Origin of the sequence: Paenibacillus xerothermodurans, from assembly GCF_002220865.2 — a bacterium.
Lineage (GTDB): Bacteria > Bacillota > Bacilli > Paenibacillales > NBRC-103111 > Paenibacillus_S > Paenibacillus_S xerothermodurans.
Genome location: NZ_NHRJ02000005.1, coordinates 73792 through 95644, shown reverse-complemented (window position 1 = coordinate 95644; position 21853 = coordinate 73792). Strand labels below are relative to the sequence as shown.

Here is a 21853-nt window from a genome sequence, read left to right as displayed (position 1 = left end):
GTGGCATTGACAGAAGAATGGAAAGAACAAACTTCGGCGGATGAGCTCATCCCAAGCCTTGACAAGTCAACCGATGAGGTTGCATGGGATTTGTACCGCAAAGCCATTCGCTTCGGAACCTGGGACCCTGCCGAGATTGATCTCACTCAAGATAAAGCGGATTTTGATTCGCTCGACGACGATCTCAAAGGCTACCTTATTCATTTTTGCACCGGGTTTCTGGATGCGGAAGAAAATGTTGCGCTCAAGTTTTGTCCCTGGATTATGCTCGGTTCTTCTACGGAACAGCAAGCATTCTTAAGCACCCAGCTGCTGGAAGAGTTTAAGCATACAGAATTTTTCATGCGATATTTCAGCGAGGTTTTCGGGCAAGCGCGAATTCCGGGGGTGAAAAATATTGTCCAGCAAAAACTGGATGAGCGCATCAAATTTATGCTGGCGGCTCTCGAGCTTGGACCGGAAGGCCGCGAAGAGGCTTTGGTCGAGGGTTTGGCCCATTACCAGGGAATTATTGAAGGAGTGCAGGCCATGACGGGTTACGAAGTGTTTGAGGCTGTATTCCGGAGCAAAGGATTGTTTCCCGGTTTGGCTGAAGGCTTTGCCCGAATTAAGGAAGACGAAGGACGGCATGTCGGCTTCGGGCTTCGCATGCTGAAGCTGCTTGCCCGCAATCCGGAGCATGCGAAGCGTATTCGCAGGTTGTTTGATGATTACCTGCCGCACATTTTAATTCGTTACGATCAACCTGTGATGGTGAACGGCAGGGAATATCCTACCCCTCCGGAAGTGCGCGGCCGGGAACGGTTAACGAAGATGTTCGAGCGCCGGCTGAAAGATATTTTCGGTAAAGCAAACAGGGAGGATTTCTACAAATGAAGGCTAGGACGTTTCGCACATGGCTGGAATACCTGCATTCGAAAAATCGCTTGGCGATCATCACTCGCAAGGTTAGTTTGCAGTATGAAGGCGCGGCTGTGACCAAAACAATGGACGGTAAAAAAGCCGTCTGTTTTACACAGGTGGAGGACTATCCGATTCCGGTTGTTTCGGGTATTTGTTCAACGAGGGAAGACTTTGCGGAAGCCCTGGAAACCGATCAGTTGGGGATCATTCCCAAGTTTATCGAAGCGGTGGCTTCGCCGAGCCCCTGCCGTTCAGTTGACAGCGGGGCAGCCCCCGTAAAAGAAAATATCATCTTGGCTGATATCGATTTAATGCAGCTGCTGCCTATACCGGTGCACCACGAGAAAGATTCGGGCAATTACATTACAGCCGGGTTGTTTATCGTGAGAGACCCGGTCACGCGCAAGCAAAATGTTTCAATTCACCGGCTTCAAGTTTCAGGAAAAAATAAACTTGGTGCCCTGCTGCTGCCTCGTCATACGTATCATTTGTATAAGCTGGCCGAAGACGCCGGCAGAGCGCTGGAATGCGCGATTGTGATCGGCGTGGATCCGGTGACGCTGCTTGCGTCGCAGGCGAGCACGCCATTCGGCGTGGATGAACTTGAACTCGCGGGCGCCCTTCGCGGGGAGCCGCTGGAGGTGGTCCGCTGCGAGACCGTCGATATCGATGTGCCGGCTTTTGCCGAAATCGTGCTCGAAGGCAGAATTCTGCCGCATGTACGCGAGCCGGAAGGACCTTTCGGTGAATTCCCGAAGTATTACGGTCCGCGCAGCGACAAAGAAGTGGTACACATCACAGCGGTCACCCATCGCAATAACCCTATGTATTACACCATTGTGCCTGCAGGCTATGAGCATTTGCTGCTTGGAGGCATCCCGCGGGAAGCGAGTCTGTTACAATCCATCCGTCAAACCGTTCCGACCGTCAAAGCCGTGCATATGAGTCCCGGCGGGACCTGCCGCTACCATGCCATCGTTTCTATTAAAAAAAGGAATGAAGGTGAGGGCAAAAACGCGATCTTTGCCGCGCTTGCCAACAGTTTTGATATCAAACATGTCGTGGTCGTCGACGAAGAGGTCGATATTTTCAATATGGAGGAGGTGGAGTGGGCTGTTGCCACCCGCTTTCAGGCGGAAACGGACCTGGTGGTGGTCCATAACGCTCTGGGCTCGAAGCTGGACCCTTCCACCGCCGGCGGTGTGGGATCCAAAATGGGACTGGACTGCACAGTTCCTTTAAACAGTGAGCCTATGCGGTATTTGCGGGTTCGCATCCCGGGATATGATAATATGAATGTGGAAGATTACGTCAATTCCCGGGCCGTTTTTCCCGCCAAGCATGGGGAGGGCAACAACTGAAGACCTAGCCGGATAAGGGAATGAAGCAGAGAAAGAAGGAGAGAAACCCATGACTGCCAGCACGTTGAAACACCTCACTGAGGAGAAATTGGGTGCGTTAATCGCCGTTTCCCAATGTAAAGCGCCGGCCACCACTTGGATTCGCGGAGCACAAGTTCTTCAAATTTACACAGGCGAAATCAGCAGGTTAAACGTCGTCATGTTTGAAGACCGTATCGCTTATGTAGGCGAGAAGGAGCCTTTAACCGACTCGAACACTCAAATTATCGACGCACAGGAGCATATCCTTGTGCCCGGATATATTGAGCCTCACGCACATTCGTTTCAAATCTACAATCCGCGCTCGCTCAGTGAATACGCTTTAGCCCGCGGCACCACAGCATTGCTGCATGACAATCTGCCGTTTTTTGTCCAACTCCGGCAGCACGAAATGGAGGGACTCATCGAGGCTTTACAGGATATGCCGATCAAAAATTATTGGTGGGCCCGGTTGGATCCGCAGGTCGGCGATTCCGCGTTGGCGCAGCGGTTCACACATGAGCGCATGAGCCGGATGCTGCGGCATCCGGCGGTTTTGCAGGCGGGTGAGCTCACCTACTGGAAGGCGTTGCTGGATGGCGACCCAGCCATGATTTCGCGAATGCATCAGGCGCGGGAGGCGGGAAAACGCATTGAAACACATAATCCGGGCGCATCCGTAGAGACATTAAACGCGGTAGCTGCAGCGGGCGCAACGGGGTGCCATGAGAGTATCAATGCGGAAGAAGTGATGAGAAGAATTCGTTTGGGCTATTACGCTACGCTCAGGCATTCTTCCATCCGGCCGGATTTAAGCGCTCTGGTCAAAGGTTTACTCGACGGGGGCTGCCGTTACTGGGACCGGATCATGCTTACGACAGACGGCTCGCCGCCTTTTTTCCTTCAGTCAGGCGTGATTGATGAATGTATACGCATCGCGATTGAAGCGGGGCTTGATCCGGCGGCAGCTTACCGAATGGCATCGCTCAACCCTGCTGTTTATTATGGTTTGGATCAAGATTTGGGAGGAATCAGTCCCGGTCGAATTGCCGACATTTTATTTCTGGATGATCTGCGTAATCCAACCCCTGTCAAAGTGATGGCTAACGGGCGCATCGTTTCGGAAAACAAGGTATTAACCCTCACGTTACGGGAGGTGGAATGGAGCCGGTTTGGTATCGACGCCCTACAAGTAATGGACCCGGTTGTGCAGGCGGACTGGTTTGAGGTGTGCCCGCCCAAAGAGCAAGTGCCGGTCATCGAGCTGATGAATGCGGTCATAACCCGCTGTCATTTTGAAACGCTGCCTCTAATTGACGGAAAAGTACATTTGGCTGAGGCGACGGGCTATATGTATGTTTCACTTCTTCATAAAGAAGGGGACTGGATTACGACGGGGATCATCAAGGGTTTCGGAGATTTCGATGCTTTGGCCAGCACATATTCGCTGTCCGGCGACTTACTCATTCTAGGGCGCGATCCGGTGCAGATGGCTCAAGCGGCCAACCATATTCTCGCGCAGCAAGGCGGCATTTGCATGTATCATAACGGGGAGCTGCGATTTGATTTGCCGCTCCCGCTGTTGGGAACGATGAGCTCGTCAGATATGGAGACGTTAGTTGGCGAGACGGCGCATTTTGTTCGTTTGATGCGAGAATCCGGCTATAAGTTTGCCGATCCGATCTATTCCTTGCTGTTTTTATCCGCTACCCATCTGCCTAAGGTAAGGCTGACTTCCACAGGAGTGCTGAACATCACTGACGGCAGAATACTGCTTCCGGCCCGGCAGCTGCCGCCAAAGTGACAACCGGACATCTGACCGGAGCAGGAACCGATTGTGCGTCCGATGACGAACAAAAGCACACATTGGAAAGGGTCATAAATTCAACAAAGGCTCTGATCACCCTCCGTATTGGGACGATCAGAGCCTTAATATATCCTCGCTTTGAAGCAGCCGAGCCCCCCATATGCCTTTGTACTCTGCTTGGGCTTTAATGCAGCTGCACCATTGCCATGCGGCCCACCGCATGGGCCACAGCGGCGGCGCTGACCTTGCGCCGAACAGATTTACGCGGATATGCTTTTGCTCTTGCTCCTGCCGGTTGGCGTTTGACTGCCCGGTGATAGGTTCAGTATAATTTCCTCGAGATCGCTCATGTGGATGACAAGTCGTGTGATTTCGTCCGTCGTGTAAGAGAGATTGGCGGTGCGCTGCGCCAGCTGGGCGAGATCAATGCCTACCCAGCCTGCTTTGCGGGGATGAACAGATAAGTCATAAGTAAGGACAGGCAGTGATACCGCGTGAGATTGTACCGTGTCAAAACGGTTTGGATTCATTTGCATATCGTCCAGGTGGAAGTACAGCTTGCTGCAGTTCCAACGCACGAATCCGGCTTCGAAGGATACGATCAGAAGCGACTCGTTTTCATGGGTTTGCTTGAACATTTGAATTGATTTGCGGCTCTTGGCCCCGCGGACATATTGGTTCTGCCGGATGTCGGGCAGGCATGCTACGATCAGCACAGGCAGCGCACTTGCGGCATAAAGGAAAAGCTCGGACTGCATCAAGATGGCGAGCGCAATTAGCGCCAGAAACATAATGATCGAACTGCCTAATACCCAAGGTCGTTTTTTTGACATAATAGCGCGCCCCCAGATGCTAAGATTAATGGTAATCTGAAACGTGGTCACATGACTGACTCAAAAAATACAGCAACATCCTATTTTACCACAATTACGCCCGGCATTTAAAGCAATCCCTCCTGAACACAAAAATGGTAGGCAGCGCCGCTGTAGGGGTATAATAGAGATAGGCCATCACATACAGCTCAGCCCTTCACCGTTGGCCGGATGGACTGGACATGATCGCGCAAGGCTTGATAGGAGGTAAAAGAGATGTCCGATGACAGCATGAGCAGGACCAAAGACCGCGTACCGCCCGGGCAAACCGTAACCGAAGGTTTTCCGGTGCTGCATTATGGAAGTGTGCCCTATTATAATGATATGAGCAAGTGGGATTTTCGAGTATTCGGACTTGTCGAGGAAGAGGCCACCATCAGCCACAAAGAATTTATGGCTCTCCCCCGGCAGGAATACAGGAATGATATCCACTGCGTTACAACGTGGTCCAAATTGGACAATGTGTGGGAAGGGATACCGGTGCGTGAGGTAATGAAAAGGGTAAACCTCAAGCCTGAGGCCAAGTTCGTTATGCTCCACAGCGAGCACGGGTTTACCGCGAACTTGCCGCTGGAAGATTTCATGGCGGAAACCTCCTTCTTCGGCGTACGACACAACGGTCAGCTGCTGACTCCGGAGCATGGTTATCCGGTGCGTATGGTCGTACCCCATCTTTATTTTTGGAAAAGTGCGAAGTGGCTTCGCGGATTGGAATTTATGGAGAAGGATAAGCCCGGCTTTTGGGAGCGCAACGGCTACCACATGTATGGAGATCCGTGGCGGTCTCAAAGATACGATTTCGAGGACTAGGCTTGGATGAATGGGAGGGCGGGGGATGACCTTGTCCCTTGTTCTACATGAAGTTTTTTCCTATGTGTTATAGCGTGGTGAGCGCCTTGCGGCGTGTGTCAGGTGAAGGGCGCGGCAAAGCAATGGCATCGACAGCATATGAAGCCCCGCCTTGGGAAAATGTTTCATAATTCATGCAAGAAAGTGACGTGTTAGGTTTGGAGCAAAAAAGAGTAAGCGAAACTAGATGTGTAAGAGTTTCTAGAGTATTTCCAGCCGATGTAAATAACCATAATACGATGTTCGGTGGCAAATTGATGTCCCAAATTGATGATATCGCTTCGATATCGGCTTCCAAGCTGTGCCGCGTGACCGCGGTGACCGCTTCCACGGATTCCGTGGATTTTCTGCTGCCGATCCGGCCAACCGACAGTGTATCGTTGGAGTCGTTCGTCACATGGACAGGCAGGACGTCGATGGAAGTGTTTGTAAAAGTAATCAAGGAGGATTTACGCACCGGGGAGCGGAACATCGCCGCCACGTCCTTCTTAACATTCGTTGGTCTCGATGAGAATAATAACCCTGTTGAGGTGCCCAAAATCATTCCGGAAACGGAAGAGGAAAGAAAGCTTTACGAGACGGCAGGCCGTCGCGCGGAAATGCGCAAAGCCAGAAGAGAAGAGAGTAAGAAATTTGCAGATTTCCTCGTCACGGAATATCCGTGGGATCGATAAGGTCTTATGTATCCAGATACAATTTTAACCTCCGGCCGTTTTCGGTCGGAGGTTGTTTGATGTTGGGGGCTGGGCGCTTGCCGCCGTTGACTGAAGCGTATCTGCAGCCTCGCTGGCCCCACAGCTGCCGTGATCCATATTACGGCACAGCGGAGCAGGCCAAAACGCGCTTAAACGGCCCGGATCGAGCCGCCGTTTACCGTGTATTCCGCTCCGGTAACGAACGCGGCCTGTTCCGACGCAAGAAACAACACCACGGCGGCGACCTCTTCCGGCATGCCCATGCGCCCGAGAGGGAGTTCTCGCACATTGCGTGCAAAATGATCAATTGCCGCCTCTTTGTCCATGCCGAGCTGCTCCGACAGCACATCGGCAAATCCGCCCGGCATGTCCCACAGAGGAGTGCGTGTTGGTCCCGGCGACACTGTGTTGACACGAATCCCGCTTGGGCCGAATTCGTCCGCTAGCGCCTTGGAAAGACTGAGCATGGCTGCTTTCGATACGCTGTAATCAACCAGTATCGTATCCGGTTGTCGTCCGCTTTCGGAGGCAATGTTGATGATCACTCCTTTATTACGTTCAACCATATGCGGGAGAACCGCACGCGAAGTGCGAACCATGCTCATAAAGTTTGTCGTCAGGACTTCATCCCACTCTTCATCGCTGATGTCGATAAAGCCCTCGCGCGCGGGAGCTATCCCGACATTGTTCACCAACACATCCACCCGGCCAAAAGCTTCGATCGCCCGGTGAACGATTTGCGAAGCCGCCTCAGCAGTGCTGAAGTCCACCGCCACAGGGACAACCTCCGTTTCACTGCCAAGCTCGGCTAACCCTTCGGGGTGACGGCTGCCGCCGACCACTTTGGCGCCTTCTTTCAGAAAAGCTTGGGTCACCGCCAGACCAATCCCTGCGCTGGCTCCTGTCACGATCGCCACTTTATCGCGTAAGCCCAGATCCATGTCTCGTTCATCCTCCAGTGTTATTTTTTCTTGGCACCACATGCTCTGATTGTATTATTTTAGTCCGGTGAAAGAAACGGAGATTTTTACATTATTGTTTCCCTAAATTCACTGTTTGTAATATGATTTGAACAGTATAAAAATCACATTTCCCAATTGGAGGTAATGCTATGTTCACCGTTACGACTTTGAGTTTGCTGGATAAGGAATTGGAAAAAATTCAGCAGGCTTTGTCCCGCCTGACCGATGAGGATTTGTGGAAGAAGCCGCGGGAGGGCATGAACAGCGCGGGCAATTTGTGCCTCCACCTGGCCGGCAATGAGTATCACAACATTGTCAGCAGCATCGGAGGCGCCCCTTATGCGCGGGAGCGTTCGGCTGAATTTCTGGCAGCAGGCGGATTTACGCGCCGGGAGGTATCGGAGCGTTTGGCGGCTGTCAGGGAGAAATCACGCTCGGTGCTTACCCGACTATCCGAGGCCGACCTTACGCGGGAAGTGACCGTGCAATATCCTCCGGAAGCCGGCATCGCCTCTTCGCAGCGGCAAACGCTGGAACTGCTGTACCACGTCACGGTCCACTATGCATATCACACAGGACAAATTTTGTACATAACCCGCCTGCTGCAGGAAAAGGATGAACATTTGCTGCAATGGAGGCACTAAGGGGGCTGAACGTGTTTCCGCTGGCACGCCATTTAAATCGAATTGGAGCAGGAAATTTGCATTCGCGTGTCGAATGTGTATTGCATTTTGCAGAACCAAGTTAGAAATAACTGGAGGGTACACGTAAATGAAGAAGAGGGCATCATTGTTAGCGTTGACCACAGTATTATTGCTCAGTACTGCTCTTGCAGGCTGCGGCAGCAAGGAGACCGCTCCGGCAGCGGGCGGGGAGACGAACAGTGCGCAAAAGGAAGCGGTTGCACTGGATATAGGGATGCTCAAGCTGGCGAGCTCCGCACCGTTATTCATTGGCATCGAAAAGGGATTTTTCAAGGAGCAAAATATCGATGTCAAGGCCAAATGGTTTGAGGCGGCGCAACCTATTGCGGTCGCGACTGCAGGCAACAACGTGGACGTCGGTGCCACAGGGATCACGGCAAGCTTGTACAATATGGTAGCTGCAGGACAGAAGCTCCTGATTGTCGCAGATAAAGGACGAGAGCAGAAGGGCTACTCATCCACTGCCCTGATGGTCCACAAGGACTCACCTATCGCATCCATCGAAGAATTAAAAGGCAAGAAAGTAGGAATCACACAGACGGGCTCCACCTATCATTACATGGTCGGCCGCATGCTGGAGAAGCACGGTTTGACGTTGAAAGACATCCAACTCGTGCCGCTTAATAGTATTCCCGGACTGATGGATTCTCTTAAAAGCAAGCAGGTCGACGCCGTCATGATGAACGAGCCGAACCTTACAGCGGTGCTTAAGGAAGGGTATGGCAAGGTGGTGGCCCAAGTGGGAGACGAGATGGAGTATCAGACCTCCGGCGTTTTTTTCTCACCTAAAATGGCGGCCGACAAGGAAGTCGCGGTGCGCTTTTTGCAGGCTTATGCAAAGTCCACCCGCTACTACTAAGACGCTGTGCTGACGCAAAAGGACGGCAAGCTTGTGCCTGGAGCCAATTATGACGAGGTAGTGAAAATCGTAGCGAAGTACACAGGCCAGCCTGAAGAAAACGTCAAGCAGGGACTTCCGTATATGGACCGGGACGGCAAGCTATTGGCGGGAGATATTAAGACACAAATTGATTGGTATGCGAAAGAGAAGCTGGTAGAAAAAGCCATCGGCCCCAAGGAAATCGTAAATACCGAGCTGTTGGACGAGGCCATACAGAAGCTGGGGCAATAATATCATGCGAATTGTTGTGAACAACGTAGAAAAGAAGTTTGTCGACTCGAAAAAGAGACAGGTTACCGCACTGCAAAACATCAACTTTTCGATTGAAGAGCAGGAGTTTGTCGTTTTGGTCGGACCAAGTGGCTGCGGCAAGTCGACTTTGTTGAATATCGTGGGCGGGCTTTTAAGTCCCAGCAGCGGGGAAGTATACTTCGAGGGCCATTCTTTGGGCAAGGAACCGAAGCTTGGCATCGTGTTTCAGGAAATCGCATTGTTCCCGTGGCGCACCGTGTACGAGAACGTTGTGTTTGGGCTGGAGGAGCAGGGTGCCAGCAAGCAGGTACAGCGGGAAAAAGGGCAGCATTTCATCGACATGGTCGGGCTGACAGGATTCGAGTCCGCTTACCCCAAGCAGCTGTCCGGAGGTATGCGCCAGAGGGCGGGCATTGCCAGGGCGCTCGCGGTAGAGCCCGATCTGCTCCTGATGGACGAGCCGTTCTCCGCGTTGGACGCTCAGAGCCGTACGATTATGCAGGAGGAATTGTTGTCCATCTGGAATCGTACCAAGTTAAGCACTCTGTATGTGACCCACAACATTCAGGAGGCCGTCTATCTCGCGGACCGGGTCATTGTGCTCTCCCGTCATCCGGGACAAATTAAGCAAGTGATTCACATCGATCTGCCGAAGACGGGCAGAGACCAGGATCAGCACCGTGCTGCCTTTGAGCGTTATGCCGATGAAATCTGGCAGCTCATTCGACATGATGCGCAAGAAGCGCTGAAGGAGGGATAGTCAATGAGTGGTACATGTACAGATACGGTCAGCGCTGCACGAAACCACCCTTCGGCTAACGGTGCGCGGGATCGCCATATCATCCGGAACCGGGTAGCCTTCCTTGAGCAGAAAATACCGGGCTATGCTTCCATACTCGGGATCGTCGGCATTCTGGTGCTGTGGGAAGTGGTCTGCAGACTGGAGCTGGTCACCTCGTCATCACTGCCGGCTCCCACAGCCATTCTTACGACGGGATGGGATATGCTTATCAGCGGCGAGCTGCATCAGAACTTGCTCACGAGCTTGTACCGGATTTTGATAGGCTATGCCATCGGTGCCGGAGCGGGCATTGTGGTTGGGCTGGCGCTCGGCTTTTCCCGTTGGGCGGATGCTATCTTTTCCCCTGTGGTGTACTCCATATACCCGATACCGAAGATCGCTTTGCTCCCGCTAGTCGTTTTGTGGCTCGGTATCGGGGAAACACCGAAGTTTACGCTAATCGCGCTCGGGGTATTTTTTCCGGTTGTCATTAACACCTTCTCAGGTGTGAAGAACGTTGATCCCATCTGGATCAAGGCGGCGGTCACGTTCGGCTCGAGCCACTTGCGAGTAATCAGGAAGGTGATTTTGCCGGGAGCCTTGCCGATGATTTTTGCAGGCCTGAAGCTGGCCGCCGGCACCTCTCTGCTGCTGCTGGTGGCCGCGGAAATGATCGCAGCCCAGCAGGGCTTGGGCTCTATGATTTTGCATTATGGGAATCTGATGATTACCACTAAGCTGATGGTTGGCGTGCTTATCCTGTCCCTTTTGGGGCTGTTGTTCAACCGTGGGCTCCAGTGGCTTGAACGTAAGCTTCTGCCGTGGAAATAACTCAAGCCGTTAGTAACGCAATCCGGACCTGCACGACAACTTCTGCAGCCATTCCGGTTAGAGCATATCAATTTCAATGTAAAAGCATAAGCATACGCTGAGCGATCGGCGTGTGCTTTTTTATTTGTCGTAGACAGTAATACTTACAATTAGCATTGACACACCCCATTCACGCTGGTAACATATGTTTTTGATAAATGTAATTTTTACAATTAAACAGCGGGAAAGGGAGGGTACAATGAAAAAAAGATCTCTCCGACGCAAGGCGCCTTTGTGGTTGCTGTCGGCAATCCTTGTGTGCGCTGCGGCGGGCTGCACAGGTTCTACGGCTTCTGACGCGGGGGGTGATAAGAATGTCCACTCAGGCGATGGTGATAAACATGTCACGCTGCTGATGCATTTCAAGTCGGCCACATTCGACCCCCACAACGACTTCATTCCACTACGGGCAGGTGTAACCGAGACGTTAACCAAACTTGATGAGAATCTGCGGCTGCAAGGCTGGCTCGCCTCTCAGTGGGAAGCCAAAGGGGAAAAGACGTGGGTGTTCACCATCCGTGACGGTGTTACATTTCACGATGGCACCAAGGTTGACGCTGCAGCGGTAAAAGCATCCTTCGAGCGGGCCATTGCTGCCAGTAAACCTTTAGCAGCCGGCCTAAAGATCGCTTCCATGGAAGCGGACGGTCAAACGTTCACGGTTCACACGACGGAGCCGCATCCGGCACTGCCATCCGAGATCGTGAGTCCGTATGCGTCTATTGTCAATGCCGAAGCTGAGAAGTCCGTGGGCAAGGAAGCGTTCAACAGCGCGCCCGTCGGCACGGGCCCATTCAAAGTGAGGCAGTTCACGCCAAATATTGAGGCGCAGCTCGAACGGTACGATGGCTACTGGGCGGGTCAGCCCAAGCTGCAGACCGCGACAGTAAGATTCAACGAGGACGCCAATGTCCGCGCGATCGCACTGCAATCACAGGAGGCGGATATTGTGTATAATATCCCGGCTGAAAGTATCCCCTCCATAGAGCGGAATGAGCGATTAAAGATTGAATCGGTATCCGGCTTACGGGTACATTTCTTATTGTACAACCAGCAAAAACCAATGATGCAGGATTTAAAGGTCAGGACCGCGCTCAACCTGCTGCTGAATCGGGAGAGTGTGGCGGGAGATATAGCGCTCGGGCATGCAGCGCCGGCGAACGGCCCTTTCAATGATAAATTGCCGTTTGGCATTAAGGAGCCGGCTCAGAAGCAGGATCTGGCTAAAGCGAAAGCCCTGTTGGCGGAGGCGGGCTATGAGCCCGGAGAGAGCGGCAAGATGTACAAGGACGGTGCGCCCCTAGAGTTGGAGCTTATCACTTATAAGGCGAGACCGGAGCTTCCCCTCATTGCGCAGTTGGTACAATCGGATGCGGCGAAAGCGGGAGTAACGGTCAATATCCGTTCCGTGGAAAACGCCGACACCTACCTGGCTCAGAACAAGGACTGGGACATGGCTACGTACAGCAATCTTAGCGCCCCAAGGGGCGACGGAGGCTTTTTCTTAAACAGCGCTTATCTGCCCGGCGGAGCATTGAACCATGGGAAAATCAACATTCCAAGGTTAACTGAGATTGTTACACAGCTTAACCGAACGAGCGACAGCGCTCAAAGAATACAGCTCACACAGAAGGCGGTTGCCGTAGTCAATGAGGAGATTCCACACAGCTATGCGGTATATCCCAATTTGATTGTTGGTGTGAATGAGAGAGTTATCAACTGGATGCCGGGAAGAGAGGAATTCTACATACTTACTCATACGATGGATGTGAAATAAGCGTGGTATCGGTGATAGGAAAGCGTGTGATGCAGTTGTTGGGCGTTCTTTTTATTCTGTCGGCGGCAACGTTCACGTTAATGAAGATGGCGCCTGGTGATCCGGTAAAAACGATCCTCCAAGCGGACGAGTTTGCGGTAACCGAGGCTGATGAAGCGAAATTGCGCGCGCAGCTTGGCTTCGATCAGCCGGCTGCTGTGCAGTATGGCCGCTGGCTGTGGGGAATCATGCGCCTCGACTTGGGCAAATCGTTTCTCAGCGGCAAACCGGTGTGGGACCTGATTATGTCGCGGCTGCCTACCACCGCACAGCTGGCGGCAGGTGCACTTGCAGTGATGGCGCTGATCACGGTGCCGGTCGGCATCGCAGCCGCGAAGTTCCCCGGCAGGTGGCCGGATCATTTGAGCCGTCTGCTCGCGTGGATTGGAGCGTCCATTCCGAGCTTTTGGCTAGGCTTGATTCTCATTTATTTGTTTTCTTACCAACTGCAGCTGCTGCCGTCCATGGGAACGGGCTCTCTTGCCCAAACAATCCTGCCGGCTTTTACACTAGGGTTTTCGTTGGCAGCCGTATACGCCCGCCTGCTGAGGGTTGGATTGCTCGAAGCTCTGGCTCAGGATTACGTGCGCGCAGCCCGTGCCAGGGGCATTTCGGAGTGGCGGATTATGACACGGCACGCTCTTCGCGCCGCTATACTGCCGGTCGTCACCATGTTCGGGATGAGCATCGGTTATCTGCTGGGCGGGTCCATTGTTGTTGAGACCCTATTTTCGTGGCCAGGCTTGGGCAGCATGGTGATGGATGCCATCCTTGGGCGGGATTATCCCGTCATTCAAGGGTATATCCTTTTCACAGGAGTGGTGATTGTCGCCATAAACATGCTTGTCGATCTGTCCTATTATCTGATTGATCCCCGCCTTCGCATCCGAAAGGGGGTTAAAGCATGAGCGCTACGGCATTCGATGCCGCTCGTTCGATAGTTAGCCGCAAGCGGAGCCGCCTCTTTTGGCAGCCGACGGCGGTGTTCGGCATTTTGCTGGTGTTAGGCATTCTCGCTATCGTTATATTTGGCCCGTACATGGTTCCCAATGATCCGTTGACGGTGAATATGGGCGAACGACTGCTCGCTCCGAGCTGGGAGTATCCGTTTGGAACGGATCATATGGGACGCTGTATCTTTTCACGGCTTGTTCAAGGCGGACAATCAACACTGGCCATCACGGGGCTTGCCATTATTACGGTGATGCTCGTCGGCGTTCCTGTCGGTCTGTTATGCGGATATGTCGGGGGACGAGTGGATGCTGTGGTAATGCGGTGCATTGACGGAATGCTTGCGCTGCCCGAGTTTATACTAGCCATCGCGATCGCGGGCTTCTTGGGCCCGAGCCTGCCGAATGTGATGCTAGCCATTGTGCTGGTGAAATGGATCGGCTATGCCCGGGTGGTCAGAGGGGTGATCCTCACGGAGCGGGCAAAGGAATATGTACTGGCCGCAAAAGTGAGTGGGTGTGGAACGTTCAAACTGCTGTACCGGCACCTGCTGCCGCAAATTATTTCGCCGGTCCTCGTATTGGCTGCGCTCGACGTCGGAAAAGTCATTTTGACCATCTCTTCTCTGTCTTATCTGGGTCTCGGCGCCCAACCGCCCGCTCCGGAATGGGGTGCTATGCTGAACGACGGCAGACCATACTTTGAGACCGCGCCAGAGCTTATGCTTTACCCGGGCCTCGCGATTATGGTTGTAGTATTGGCTTTCAATCTAATTGGAGACGGGCTGCGGGATGCTCTTGATGTAAAGGGCAAATGAACACTGGAAAAGGAGGTGGGTTGCCGTGCAGGCGGAACCAGTGTTACACATATCCGGATTGACGATCACAGCAGTTGACTCTGGTCACCGAGCCTCGCCTAAGCTGGTAGATTCGGTAAGTTTGTCGGTTTGCCCCGGGGAGATGCTTGGCATTGTCGGGGAAAGCGGGAGTGGTAAAAGCATTACGGCCTCCGCGGTACTTGGGCTGCTGCCCAACGGGCTCACGATCACGGCGGGTGATATTTTTCTCAACGGAGTCAATCTACAGCATTTGTCTCACAAGGAGAGACGACGTGTCCGCGGCAGGCAGATCGGCTATGTTTTTCAAAATTACCAGGAGAGCTTCACCCCTTTCCGCAAAATAGGCAAGCAGCTGGTGGAAACGGTACAAGCGCATGAACACCTTACATCTGCCAAGGCAAGGTCGATTGCTCTCGACTATCTCGAGCGAGTTAATCTGCCTGCGGAGCGCGTGTTTACAAGCTATCCGTGTCAGCTGAGCGGCGGACAGCTGCAGCGCGCTGCCTTAGCGTCCGCACTGATGCTTAAGCCGTCCCTCATCATCGCGGATGAGCCCACCACGGCACTGGATGTACTTACCGGCAAACAGGTGCTCGACCTGCTCGCAGAGCTTCAGCAGCAGACGAATTGCGCTGTCTTGTTAATTTCCCACGATCTTGCTCATGTGCTGAAGCGTACGCACCACATCGCAGTTATGTATGCGGGCAGGCTGATCGAGGCGGCTCCCACCGGGCACATGCGCAGCGCAGCGCGCCATCCGTACACTCAAATGCTGCTGCACAGCAGGCCCGCGCTGTCTGACGACGAACCGCCTGAGCGTCTGGGAGTTGTCGCGGGTGAGCCCGGCATGCTGCCGCAGCATGGCTGTCCGTTTGCTCCAAGATGCCCCCACCGATTCGCGCTCTGCGATCAAACGCCCGAGCTCAAATCGGAGGCTCACGCGGTCGCCTGTCACCTGCCGCTGATTGAAAGGAGGGACGATGATGCAGCCGTTGCTCGAGATCAACCATATTTACAAGTCGTACATCAATGACATCAACGTTCTGCATGACGTGTCGTTCACCATTGGAGCAGGCGAATGTTTCGGGCTGGTGGGTGAAAGCGGCAGCGGCAAAAGCACACTGGCGAGAATTACTCTAGCGCTCGAACGGCCCGATGCAGGCGAGGTCACCCTTAATGGGATAAATCTCCACCGTCTGAAAGGGAAGGCGCTGCGCGCTGCCCGTCGGCATATACAAGTCGTGTTCCAGGATCCGACGGCATCCTTAAACCCCCGCCTGCCGGTGTGGAAAACGGTGATTGAGCCGCTGGACAATTATCCGGATGCCGTGGCGGCGTTTCTCACTGAGGTGCGCCACAATAGACGAGACCTGGCTGCAGCGTTGCTCCACCAGGTCGGGCTGGACCGAGAGCTGCTGGACCGGTTCCCGCATCAATTGAGCGGCGGCCAGAGACAGCGTGTGGCCATCGCTCGCGCGATCAGCTTGCAGCCGCAGCTGCTGGTGTGCGATGAGCCGACATCCAGTCTGGATGTGTCGATTCAAGCGCAAATTTTAAATTTATTCAAAGAATTGAAGGAGAGCATTGGCTTATCCTATCTATTTATTTCACACGACCTGGCAGCGGTCCGGTTTCTGTGCGATCGGGTTGGAGTGCTTCGGCACGGTCGCGTGGTGGATGTATTCCCGTCGAGGGAGCTGTTGTCGCGTGACCGTCATGCGTACACCCGTGCGATGGCAAAGGCAGTACAGCTGTGAGCGTCAGTCAGTTCACTACCGGCAGTATCTCTCGCTGGCTGTGCCGTTACGGGCACATACGCGCGGGGGGTAGGGCATAGCGCACGGCGAGCACACCTCGTCGGTTGCACTGGGCTAGCACTGAGAACCCAGGGCTTATCTGGTCCCCAGCGTTGGCAGCGACATAACTACGTCTCGGTTTGGATATAATAACACCTATCAACTCAGATGGGGTGAACATCATGAAGATTACACCGCCGTTTGCCGCTGGTTTTCTTGCAGCTTCGCTCAGCATTGTGACCGCCTTTGGCTTTCCGATCTATTTTGTCTTTAAGGGGAGGTAGCTGAAGGCGCAGTCAATGTAGGGTGGCACGATATAGTTTCGCCCAGGTCCGCACATGTGGCGGGCGCGAGGTCCGCCAATTAGGCGGGCCTTTTTTGGCTTGCCCGGGCAATCACACAGTGCCGCACCGGTCCATATACTGAGATAGCATGATGAACCCAGCTGCTTAAAGGAGGCGCGCCCATGCAAATGAAACGAATAATGTCTGCGAACCGTGCGGGCGGGTTGCTGGCGGCGGCGGTCGGTGTTTTATCGCTCATGGAGGCGTCACGGCTGTACCCGCTGCGTGAAGGGGTGTGGGTCGGGGATCACACCATACCCGCGTTGATGGGCGGTGTGCTGCTTGTTCTTGGCGTGATCATAGCTCGCGGAAGCCGTAAGCAGGCAGCGGTGCCCGCCAGCCCGCAGCCTCCCACGGACTCCGCTCCCAGCGCGGAACGCCGGCAATTAGTTGGATGTTTCGTGCTGCTGCTATGCTATGGCGTGCTTATTTCCCAACTGGGTTATGTCATCTCAACCTTCATTAGCGGCATGCTCTTGTTCAAAATGTTTGGGAAATACCGCTGGCCGGCCTGCGCTTTGAACTCTGCCATGGTAACAGCAGTGATCCAGCTTCTGTTTGTGGAATGGCTGCAAGTGTCATTTCCGAATGGCATCTTTGGCTTCTAGTCGGAAAGGGGTGCTTCTATGTTACTTTTGGATGGTTTTCTTCAGGCTCTGACTGTGCAAAACATGCTTATGTGCGCACTGGGAGTCTTGATCGGCACCTTTGTCGGCGTGCTGCCCGGGCTGGGTCCTACGTCTGCGATTGCCATTCTGCTGCCGGCGACCACAGTGCTGGATCCGGCTCAAGGCATCATTATGCTGGCCGGGATTTATTATGGCGCCATGTACGGAGGCTCAACCACCGCGATCTTGCTCAATATACCGGGGGAAGTATCATCGGTGCCAACCTGTCTTGACGGCTACGCTCTGACCAAGAGGGGCCGGGGCGGGCCCGCTCTCGGTATTGCCGCTGTCGCTTCATTCGCAGCCGGTACGCTGGGGGTGGTTGGATTAGCATTGTTCGCGCCGTTTCTGGCGGATCAGGCGCTCAAGTTTGGACCCCCCGAATATTTTGCGCTAATGTTTTTGGCCTTTACGGTGATCGTTAATCTGGCGGGCAATTCGGTAGCGAAGGCGTTGGCTATGGGGGCATTCGGCTTCCTGCTTGCTTCGGTCGGGATCGGCAACCAATCCGGCATGGCCCGCTTTCATTACGGCAGCACCGCGTTGACCGGCGGACTGGACATGATCAGCATTATCATCGGCCTGTTCGCCATCACAGAAGTGTTTAAGGGACTAAGTGAAAAACGGGCCCGCATCTCCAATGCCTCGCTCGGGAGTGTATACCCGACCAGGCAGGAGCTGATACAGTGCCTGCCAACATTTCTCCGGGGCGGTGCAGTTGGCTTTGTGCTCGGATTATTGCCAGGCTGCTCGGCGGCGATCTCATCATTTTTTGCCTATGATCTAGAGAAGAAAATGTCCAAACAGCCCGAGCGGTTCGGCAAGGGAGCGTTGGAAGGCGTGGCCGGACCTGAAGCGGCGAACAACGCAACCAGCTCCGCCGGATTCATACCCTTGCTCGCGCTGGGGATACCCTCATCGCCCCCCCTTGCCATTTTGCTCGCCGGCTTGATGATTTACGGCTTAACGCCCGGTCCGGTGTTGTTCGAGCAGAACGCGGCTTTCGTCTGGACGATCATCGCCAGCATGTTTATCGGCAACGCAATGCTGCTGATCCTAAATCTGCCAATGGTGGGTGTATGGGCGAGGTTAACTCAAGTACCTTACGGTATTATGGCTCCGGTGATCCTGCTTCTCAGCTCGATCGGGGCGTACACGGTCCGCAACAGTTTGCTGGATGTTTTCGTCGCTTATTTGTTCGGTGGAGCCGGTTATCTGTTTTACAAATATCATTGGCCGGCGCTCCCGTTGGTTCTCGGCTTTATTCTGGGGCCGCTGCTTGAAAGATCATTTCTGCAATCGCTGTCCCTTTCAGGGGAAAGCTTCAGCGTTTTTTTTACAAGACCCATCTCTGCCGGTCTGCTGGCAGCTTCTTTGTTGCTGCTGTTTGTATCTATGCGTCTGAAGAGAAAAACAAAGGAGAAGATGCTGCAGCAGGTTGGCGAAGAGCTGGAAATTGCTTGACGCGATACTGTATCACATAGAGGAGGATTTTGCCGTGCGTAAAACGATCATCGCGGGAACCGCCGCGCTGCTGCTGGCATTCAGTGCCATGCTGAGCGGGTGCTCACACAGCGCACAGGCGGATGATATTAACTATCCAACTAGGCAAATCGAGTATGTGGTGCCTTTTGCGCCGGGCGGGGGCGTTGATCTCGTGGCCCGGACTGTAGCCGAATACTTGAGCAAAAAATGGAATCAGCCCATCTCTGTCGTGAATAAACCTGGAGGCGGCGGAGCGGTAGGCGCGCAAGCGGTTCTGCAGCAATCCGCTAAGGACGGGTACACTGTACTTGCGGATAATAACTCCAGCACATCCATGCTTGCCGCAGGTGCCGCTAAGCCGCCTGTCGGAATTGAAGAGCATCTGCTGGTGTCCAGAGTGGTGGAGGATGCCGCAGCTTTCGCCGTCAGTGAGGATGCGCCCTGGAAGGATTTCAACGAATTTTGCGATTGGGTTAGGGCGAACCCTGAGCAGCTCAGTTGGACCAGTGTCGGACCTGCCGGTTTTTCCTCATTTGCCGTGGCTGAATGGACCAAAGCGATAGGTGCAGACCTGTCTCGTACCAAAATGGTGGCCACAAAAGGCGCATCCGATTCCGTTCCGATGATCGCCGGGGGGCATGCAGTGTTGGCCGTGCATACGGTAGCTGAGCTGTATCCGCTTGCGAAGGCCGGCAAGATCCGGCTGTTGGCTGTCGTGTCCGACAAACGGAGCCCATACTTCCCTGATGTACCGACAGCGGATGAACAGGGCGTGAAGGGGCTAACCGTGCAATGGTGGACCGGTATCTCCATGCCTGCCGGAACACCACCGGCGATCCGGGAAAAATGGGATAAAGCAGTGTCTGAAATGGTCGAAGACCCGGCTTTCGTGGAAAAATTAAAAATGATCCAGGTCGAGCCGGGCTATTTAAATTCGAACGACTTCGAGTCCTTTTTGAAAAAGGAGACGGAATATTACACAGAGATTGCAGCCAAAGCGGGTATTCGCAAATAACAGAAGTATGGGTGACATTGACTGCCTCGTTATCTGTTGAGGTTGGCTTGTCTCCCTGACCTCCCGGTCGGACGGCACTATTGCGGACGGCTAGCGCTGCGCGCGCCGATCCCAAGCTGCTTGTGCGCTGCCAACCAGGCCAACGCATTGATTTCTTCTGCCGTGAGCCGGCCGCCGAATGCCGGCATGCCGCGTCCGCCGTTAGCTATCATGCTTGCAATCTGCTCGGCAGAGAGCCGGGCGCCAACCCGCTCGAGATTAACGCGGCCGCGCAGTTCAGCTCCATGGCAGGTGGCACAGTTCTGCCTGTATAATGCTTGCACTTGCTGTTGTGCTGCACCGTCTGCGGCGTCTCCGCCGGTATTCCCATGGTCAGCATCACCATCTGTGGTGCCGCCGCCTGCATTCTCATCGGCCGGGGGACTGCCGCCGCGTGCGGAGTCAGGCACAGGCGCATTCTCTTGGCCGCAAGCGGAAATCGTAACCGCCAGCAGCACAGCTATCGCTGATAAAATGATTTTCCTCAGCATGTTGCCTCCCACATAGCTCCTTTCCCACCGCCGGCCGGTTTAAGCGATTCGCACGTGCCCCACGGTGCTATTGCGAGCCTCCGCCATTGCCGTTACCGCCGCCGTTGCCTCCGCCATTCCCACCATTGCCTCCGCCATTGGCTTGGCCGGGATCGCCGCCCCTCGTAGCGCCGTCAAGATAACCGCCGCCCGTCGCATCTGCCGGCGGGTTTGCGCCGCCTTGCGCGTTAGGAGAAGGTGTTTCATTGTCTTCGCCGCATGCTGTGAGTGCAGCCGATAAAACCAAAGCGATGGCAACTATACTCATTTTCTTTAACATTGTGAACCTCCCTGTTGTTTGCTTCAATGTAAAATGGAGACCAATCAAAGACAGTTTTCCCTCAGTCCTTCAATTCATGCGTGGTGCGAAATCAAAAAAAGGAACCCAGTCCGTTGTCAGGAATGAGTTCCTTTTTGTGTGCCCGCGATGCGGCGTCCGTTTCGCCGCGCCGAGCAGTGCAGCTTATTACGCAGCCGTCTCGCGTGCAACGGCTAATTTCGGCTTGCGGTTAACTAAATAAATGCTGACACCGATGAACATGAGTCCGACCAACAGGTTGAACGTGAACGATTCTCCGAGGATTAATGTGCCGCTTAACACCGATATGACAGGGACTAAAAACGTATATGAAGCGACCCTGCTGGCATCGCCGGCGTTGACTAGCATGAAATACACGATCCAGGATAAGGAGATCCCAAGAGTAATTCCAAAGATAAGTCCGGTCAGATACGGAATGTTCCACACAATATCAGACCAATTCTCGGTGAAGGAGCCAGCCGCGCTCAGCACAGCTCCTCCGATCAAACATTGCACAGAGACAAGCCACATCGAGTCGACATGGAGGCTGACCTTCTTGACATACACGGTGCCTACCGCCCAACCGACCGCTGTCAGTATCGCGAGCACGATACCCAGCAACGCAATATGACCGGTGAAGCCTCCCGCACTAACCACCGCCACACCGAGAAATCCTATAATCAAGCCGACCACTTTGACCGCGGTCATCTGCTCTTTTAACCATGCCCATGCCAATACGCCGACCAGTACGGGCTGTAGATAGACAATCACCGAGAACAGGCCGGATGGCGTGAGCATTAAGCCCACGGTTTGAAGCCCATAGAACATGATTACGTTGAACAGGGAGGATATGACATAGATGTGCCAGTTGTGCTTCCAACGCAGATGTTGTCTCCTGGGCAGTAACAAAAGAGCCAGCAAAGCGCCGCCAAAGAAGGTACGCATGCCGGCAAAAAGCACTGGCGGGGTATAATCCAACGCGATTTTATAAATCGGCCAAGATATTCCCCACACCAGAACGAGAAACGTAACGAGCACAAGGCTCCTGATACGCGAAAATTCACTCATATGGGCAGGCTCTCCTTATTAAATATATTG

The 21853-nt window shown here is 53.8% G+C and carries 23 protein-coding genes; 18 read left to right on the top strand and 5 right to left on the bottom strand.

All coding sequences use genetic code 11. From position 1 onward, the window contains the following. Window positions 1-6: 6 nt before the first annotated feature. Genes CBW46_RS11340 through CBW46_RS11330 form a run of 3 tightly spaced genes read left to right on the top strand, consistent with a single transcriptional unit; the run spans window position 7 to window position 4086 of the window. Window positions 7-876 carry a R2-like ligand-binding oxidase gene (locus CBW46_RS11340; RefSeq protein WP_243633272.1) on the top strand — a complete coding sequence of 290 codons (870 nt, stop codon included), beginning with the start codon at window positions 7-9 and terminating at the stop codon, window positions 874-876. Continuing rightward, window positions 873-2264, top strand: coding sequence for a UbiD family decarboxylase (locus CBW46_RS11335; protein WP_089200121.1), 1392 nt, complete (start codon window positions 873-875; stop codon window positions 2262-2264). The genes CBW46_RS11340 and CBW46_RS11335 overlap by 4 nt, the downstream gene beginning before the upstream one ends. A gap of 49 nt (window positions 2265-2313) precedes the next feature. Then, window positions 2314-4086: an adenine deaminase C-terminal domain-containing protein gene (locus CBW46_RS11330; protein WP_089200120.1), complete on the top strand. Its 1773-nt coding sequence runs from the start codon at window positions 2314-2316 to the stop codon at window positions 4084-4086. Window positions 4087-4349: 263 nt separating this feature from the next. On the opposite strand, the gene CBW46_RS11325 is transcribed toward CBW46_RS11330, so the two are convergent. Continuing rightward, entirely contained in the window at window positions 4350-4922 is a 573-nt protein-coding gene (locus tag CBW46_RS11325) for a hypothetical protein (RefSeq protein ID WP_089200119.1), read from the bottom strand. 255 nt (window positions 4923-5177) lie between these two features. Between CBW46_RS11325 and CBW46_RS11320 the strand changes: the two genes are divergently transcribed. Both CBW46_RS11320 and CBW46_RS11315 read left to right on the top strand, forming a co-directional pair. Next, window positions 5178-5771 (top strand): sulfite oxidase-like oxidoreductase, encoded by a 594-nt coding sequence (locus tag CBW46_RS11320; RefSeq protein ID WP_089200118.1) that lies wholly within the window; start codon window positions 5178-5180, stop codon window positions 5769-5771. Window positions 5772-5944: 173 nt separating this feature from the next. After that, window positions 5945-6484: an acyl-CoA thioesterase gene (locus tag CBW46_RS11315; RefSeq protein ID WP_424446299.1), complete on the top strand. Its 540-nt coding sequence runs from the start codon at window positions 5945-5947 to the stop codon at window positions 6482-6484. A 170-nt stretch (window positions 6485-6654) separates the two neighbouring features. Here the strand turns inward: CBW46_RS11315 and CBW46_RS11310 are convergent, their stop codons facing one another. Next, complete coding sequence (locus tag CBW46_RS11310; RefSeq protein WP_089200117.1) at window positions 6655-7446, bottom strand: SDR family NAD(P)-dependent oxidoreductase; 792 nt, start codon at window positions 7444-7446, stop codon at window positions 6655-6657. Window positions 7447-7616: 170 nt separating this feature from the next. Between CBW46_RS11310 and CBW46_RS11305 the strand changes: the two genes are divergently transcribed. The 13 genes from CBW46_RS11305 (at window position 7617) to CBW46_RS11250 (ending at window position 19888) form a co-directional block, all read left to right on the top strand. Continuing rightward, window positions 7617-8111 (top strand): DinB family protein, encoded by a 495-nt coding sequence (locus tag CBW46_RS11305; protein WP_089200116.1) that lies wholly within the window; start codon window positions 7617-7619, stop codon window positions 8109-8111. Between the two features lie 127 nt (window positions 8112-8238). Further along, window positions 8239-9030: an ABC transporter substrate-binding protein gene (locus CBW46_RS11300; protein ID WP_243633271.1), complete on the top strand. Its 792-nt coding sequence runs from the start codon at window positions 8239-8241 to the stop codon at window positions 9028-9030. A gap of 33 nt (window positions 9031-9063) precedes the next feature. After that, entirely contained in the window at window positions 9064-9303 is a 240-nt protein-coding gene (locus tag CBW46_RS21780) for a hypothetical protein (protein ID WP_243633270.1), read from the top strand. A 4-nt stretch (window positions 9304-9307) separates the two neighbouring features. Beyond that, a complete protein-coding gene (locus tag CBW46_RS11295) occupies window positions 9308-10084 on the top strand; it encodes an ABC transporter ATP-binding protein (protein WP_089200115.1) in 777 nt (258 codons plus the stop codon). 3 nt (window positions 10085-10087) lie between these two features. Further along, complete coding sequence (locus CBW46_RS11290; RefSeq protein ID WP_089200114.1) at window positions 10088-10936, top strand: ABC transporter permease; 849 nt, start codon at window positions 10088-10090, stop codon at window positions 10934-10936. 238 nt (window positions 10937-11174) lie between these two features. Next, a complete protein-coding gene (nikA, locus tag CBW46_RS11285) occupies window positions 11175-12752 on the top strand; it encodes a nickel ABC transporter substrate-binding protein (protein WP_089200113.1) in 1578 nt (525 codons plus the stop codon). Window positions 12753-12754: 2 nt separating this feature from the next. Then, the gene (nikB, locus tag CBW46_RS11280; protein WP_279386464.1) at window positions 12755-13699 is read left to right on the top strand and encodes a nickel ABC transporter permease; all 945 of its coding nucleotides are present in this window, start codon (window positions 12755-12757) and stop codon (window positions 13697-13699) included. Further along, on the top strand, window positions 13696-14559 hold the full coding sequence (gene nikC, locus CBW46_RS11275) for a nickel transporter permease (protein ID WP_089200112.1): 864 nt from the start codon (window positions 13696-13698) through the stop codon (window positions 14557-14559). The genes nikB and nikC overlap by 4 nt, the downstream gene beginning before the upstream one ends. Window positions 14560-14584: 25 nt before the next feature. Continuing rightward, a complete protein-coding gene (locus tag CBW46_RS11270) occupies window positions 14585-15613 on the top strand; it encodes an ABC transporter ATP-binding protein (RefSeq protein WP_089200111.1) in 1029 nt (342 codons plus the stop codon). Continuing rightward, entirely contained in the window at window positions 15561-16337 is a 777-nt protein-coding gene (locus CBW46_RS11265; RefSeq protein WP_243633269.1) for an ABC transporter ATP-binding protein, read from the top strand. Before CBW46_RS11270 ends, CBW46_RS11265 begins: the two co-directional genes overlap by 53 nt. A gap of 505 nt (window positions 16338-16842) precedes the next feature. Next, on the top strand, window positions 16843-17328 hold the full coding sequence (locus tag CBW46_RS11260) for a tripartite tricarboxylate transporter TctB family protein (RefSeq protein ID WP_089200109.1): 486 nt from the start codon (window positions 16843-16845) through the stop codon (window positions 17326-17328). A gap of 18 nt (window positions 17329-17346) precedes the next feature. Continuing rightward, window positions 17347-18852 (top strand): tripartite tricarboxylate transporter permease, encoded by a 1506-nt coding sequence (locus CBW46_RS11255; RefSeq protein ID WP_243633268.1) that lies wholly within the window; start codon window positions 17347-17349, stop codon window positions 18850-18852. Window positions 18853-18886: 34 nt separating this feature from the next. Continuing rightward, window positions 18887-19888: a Bug family tripartite tricarboxylate transporter substrate binding protein gene (locus tag CBW46_RS11250; protein ID WP_243633267.1), complete on the top strand. Its 1002-nt coding sequence runs from the start codon at window positions 18887-18889 to the stop codon at window positions 19886-19888. A gap of 77 nt (window positions 19889-19965) precedes the next feature. Here the strand turns inward: CBW46_RS11250 and CBW46_RS11245 are convergent, their stop codons facing one another. The 3 genes from CBW46_RS11245 to CBW46_RS11235 all read right to left on the bottom strand — a co-directional run bounded on the left by CBW46_RS11245 (window position 19966) and on the right by CBW46_RS11235 (window position 21823). Continuing rightward, window positions 19966-20418: a c-type cytochrome gene (locus CBW46_RS11245; protein ID WP_089200108.1), complete on the bottom strand. Its 453-nt coding sequence runs from the start codon at window positions 20416-20418 to the stop codon at window positions 19966-19968. A 67-nt stretch (window positions 20419-20485) separates the two neighbouring features. Next, window positions 20486-20737 carry a hypothetical protein gene (locus CBW46_RS11240; RefSeq protein ID WP_089200107.1) on the bottom strand — a complete coding sequence of 84 codons (252 nt, stop codon included), beginning with the start codon at window positions 20735-20737 and terminating at the stop codon, window positions 20486-20488. A 186-nt stretch (window positions 20738-20923) separates the two neighbouring features. Then, window positions 20924-21823: a DMT family transporter gene (locus tag CBW46_RS11235; RefSeq protein ID WP_089200106.1), complete on the bottom strand. Its 900-nt coding sequence runs from the start codon at window positions 21821-21823 to the stop codon at window positions 20924-20926. Window positions 21824-21853: the final 30 nt, after the last annotated feature.